Source organism: Sulfuriflexus sp., from assembly GCF_032250955.1.
In the GTDB taxonomy this organism is placed as follows: Bacteria; Pseudomonadota; Gammaproteobacteria; order AKS1; family AKS1; genus Sulfuriflexus.
This window is the reverse complement of the sequence record NZ_JAVVES010000116.1, coordinates 1-3,930: the sequence shown is the minus strand read 5'-3', so window position 1 is coordinate 3,930 and position 3,930 is coordinate 1. Positions and strand designations below refer to the sequence as shown.

The following is a 3,930-nucleotide window of genomic DNA, read 5'->3' as shown; positions in this document are numbered from 1 at the left end:
CTGACGACCTCACCCGTACCCAGTTCTGGACTCTTTGAATTGATTACATAGCTACCAACCTTCATCGCTGCCCCCTCGTTAAATAATCAGCTATTTTTTAAACTTGCTAACTCGTTCACTCTTCCTGGGTTTCCAATCCCGGTATCTTCCTCAAAGCCGCGCCGAGTTTGGGGTAGTTGACCTTCACGCCTTCGTCGAGGTCGATCTCCACTTGCTCGGTGGCCAGCGGGTAAAGCACTTCGCGTTCGTACTCCGCCATCTCGGCGATCATCTTGGTAATCTTCTCGATCTCCTTCAGGGCCTTGGTCTTCTCGCTTTGGCTGCTGCTGGCGCCAATGCTAACCGCCTCCAGATGGTTCTTGTGCGAGGTGAGCTTGGTGCGGAACTCGCGTAGATAATCGTTGAGCACCACGCTGACCGTATCCGGGCGGTAGCGGTGCATGTAGATCAGCGCGTTGAAGCTTCCCTTGGAACTGGAGAATAGCCAGTAGATGGGGCGCTTCTTGTAACGCCTCACGTGGTCGCTGTAGAAATCCTTGAGAAAGTAATCGCGGATGTCGCGGGCCTTGCCATTTTTGCCCAGCGCTTTTTCGACGAACTGGAGGTTAGCCTCATAGTGCTCGTCGCCAAAGGCCACGCGCAGGAATTTGCGGAAGCGCTCGGCGATGTCGTCGGTGAACCAGTCACCGTCGAGCATGGGAATGACGTTATCGTCATCGGCCGGGAAAGAGGGCTGAACCACTGATGAACACGAATCAGCACTAATGTTTTCTTTGTCTTTTCCTTCGTGCTCATTCGTGTCTATTCGTGGTTCCTGAAGTTTTCTGTAGTAGTCCTCGATGGTCTCGCCTTGGTTGGCCAGCACCAGGCCTGGTTGCTCTAGGGCATAACGGCCAAACATGCAGCCCACGGCATAGGAAACTAGCTCGCGCATGGTGTCGGCCAGCAGCAGCGCCTCCAGCTCCTCCTCGCTCTTATCGCCACCGTAGCGGTAGTGCGGGTTGCAGGTCAGGGTGATCTCGTTGAGTGGCACCTTGGGCGTCAGCTCATCCTGCAGACCGTAGGCCTCGATGAAGATGCGGTTGTTCTCCTCCTCCAGCCGCTGCATTTCCAGCGTCATCTCCCGCCAGTGGGCGCGGAGCTTCTGGTAGGCTGCCTTCAAGGTCGGCTGACGGTAGTCGGGATTCAGCAGTGGGAGTGTGGTGAAGTCCCAGGAGGTTTCGTAGGCGTCCCAGTCATTTCTTGACAAAGATACCGCTTCACTAATTTTAGGGTTGTCTATTACCTTGAAAGGAAGCTTTGCAAGATTCCCCTGCTCGAAATTTAGGGTCTGAGATATTACTGAAAGAAAATATTGACTTAGTTTGGATGCCAAGAACCCTGCAAGAGGTTCAAGATTGTGCTCAGCGCTAACAAACGCCTTCATTCCTGCATCGCTGAATATGTGTCCCGATCTAGTTAGTCGAGCTGAAAACAGCGCAGAGGTAATTTTCCCCCAAGTAACACCAGGTTCGAAATATTTATGTGAGTTCCTAATTACAGACTTAGGCTGTAGAGATCTTAAAACGGCACCATCATTTTTCCAATCCAATAAAGCTTCGTTGTTTCCATACCATTTTCTATATCCTCCGCCCTTATCTAAGGGATACCATTTCTTATCTGTTCTTTCATTGTCGTGATGTAAGGTTGTTCTGCTTAAACTAACCTCATACCAAAATCGAATAAAGCGATCATTATCAGCGGTTGATAGCCCTTGGCAGATTGTTGAGATTTCTGACATGCTTGGGAAATTACTAAATATTGCCCTAACTTGATCACTCACCCAGTACGCAATAGGGCTACCCGGAACCTTTTTGAAGTCAGCAGCAGATGCTCGATAGAACCATCCGCAATTGGGGTTTTTGATGGCCTCCCTAGTTCGCGGTCCTTGGTTCTCAGAACCTCGAAAATCAGAAAGCTTTACATAGCCGCCTTTAAAATCGGGTCGATGAGCATTTTCAATAGTGAAGGAGCAAATGGGCACTGTCGCGCCATCAAAGCCCGAATACTCCAACTGCACGAGGGAAGTAATCGTCTTTTGATTAATCAGGAAACTGCGCAACTTTTCATAGGATGAAATAAACATCCAAACGAATGGCGACATAAAACCAAGCTGACCCTTGGGTAACGCCAGTTCGGTGTTGCGGACTATAAAGGTAGAAAACAAATCAGATTTCACATCCGCGTAATTGACCTTGAGCCACGATGCCAGTCGCCCATTCATCCCTTTGCCGCCCATATACGGCGGATTAGCAATCACCACATGGTATTTCGGGCTCAGGTAATCGGCCTGCCGCAGAGCTTGTAGCACCTTCTGGTGGGTCATACTCAGGAATAGATGACCGGTGACATTCTTTGACTCCAGTATCCTGAGCATGCCGTTCACGTCGGTGACATCCGGACGGATAAGGGAACCGAAGTTGTCCGCCTCTTCGAACTGGCGCAGGGTGGTCTGCAGTGGTGCGGTAAACAAGTCGCGCCCGACAAAATCCATGTAGCCCTTCAGCTCACCCTCGTCGAAGTGGACATTTTCCAGCACGCAGATGTTCGGCTTGACGCCCTTATTGAAGAACCGGCGCTGCTTGGCGCGGGCCTTCATGGTCAGCGCGAAGGCGGACAGCTCCCCGGCGCGTTCGTCGATCTCGATGCCGTAGAGATTGTGGGTGAGGATCTTCTCCGGAATCTCGGCGGGATCAACGCCTTCCTCCTCGTAGATGGCGTAGAGCAGGTCAAAGGCGTAGGTAAGCATGTGGCCGGAGCCGCAGGCCGGGTCGCAGATCTTGATCTCTTCCGGCTTGGCGATGCGCAGGAAGTCCGTCTCGGCCTGTTCGGGCTTGATGTAGTAGTCCATCTGCTCGACCAGCTTTGAGCCGGGACGATTGAGCAGCCACAGGCGGCCGAGGGAGTTTTCCACCAGGTAGCGGACGATCCAGTGCGGGGTGAAGAGCTGGGTGGCGGCCGGGATGTTCTCAGGCGTGATCTTCTTGCTCTTCTTCAGGCCGTCGAATACCTCGTCCTTTTTCTCGGAGATGTAGAACTGGTAGAGCCAGCCGATCACCTCGACATCCTCGCAGACATCCGTCGCCATCGCTTCGCGGGTATAGGCCAGAATGCAGTTACCCGAGAGCAGGTCGTCGGGCATCAGTAGTTCAGTGTAGTCGTCGATGCGCTGGAACAGGAACGGCATGGCCTTGTTCCAGAAGTTGCAGGCGGCCACCACCAGCAGGCGGTAAGCTTCGCCTTGCGGGTCGCGGCTGGGTGCTTTGCCGTCGAGCAGGACGAAGATCTGCTGCCGGACCTTGTCGTGCACCATCTCTTCGTCGATGTGCCCCATCTTGGCCTCGGCCAGAATCTCGGGCTGGAACTGCCCCACGGCGGGCGACACTACGCCGATGCGGGTGTAGCGGTTCACATCCATAAAGCGTAGGGCGCAGAAGCGGTTGAACCAGATGTAAGCCACGCGTTCAGAGACCCACTCCTTGCTGTGGGCCTCGATGGCCTCTTCCAGCTTCTTGATGGCATCAAGGCTTTCACGTCGGGCGGCACTGTTCTCAGCCAGCACCATTTTCAGCTTGGCGGAGACCTGCTCCAGCAGACTGCGCCGGGCGAACTGAGCGAATTTTTTCAGTTTGGCTGTTTCCATCTATAAACCCCTTGAGCCACGAATGGACACGAATCCACACGAATAATGGCGAAGGCGAGCTATGCACGGCTTTATACACGCGTGCATAAACTCTATACTCACCGTGTATAGGCGAGTTCTATCGTGTATAAACCGCATACTTCTTCTCTCCAGCTTTAGTGAGCAAGCCTTTGTCCGTGAGCTTTCTGAGTAGGCGATAGGCCTGAGAGCCGCTCAGGCGGCACAGGTCCATGACATCAGCTCGCTTG

1 protein-coding gene is annotated in these 3,930 nt (G+C 53.2%); it reads right to left on the bottom strand.

Annotated features, from left to right (window positions below; genetic code table 11):
- Nucleotides 1–115 precede the first annotated feature (115 nt).
- The gene (pglX, locus tag RQ738_RS13300; protein ID WP_314165790.1) at nt 116–3,682 is read right to left on the bottom strand and encodes a BREX-1 system adenine-specific DNA-methyltransferase PglX; all 3,567 of its coding nucleotides are present in this window, start codon (nt 3,680–3,682) and stop codon (nt 116–118) included.
- Between the last annotated feature and the right edge of the window lie 248 nt (nt 3,683–3,930).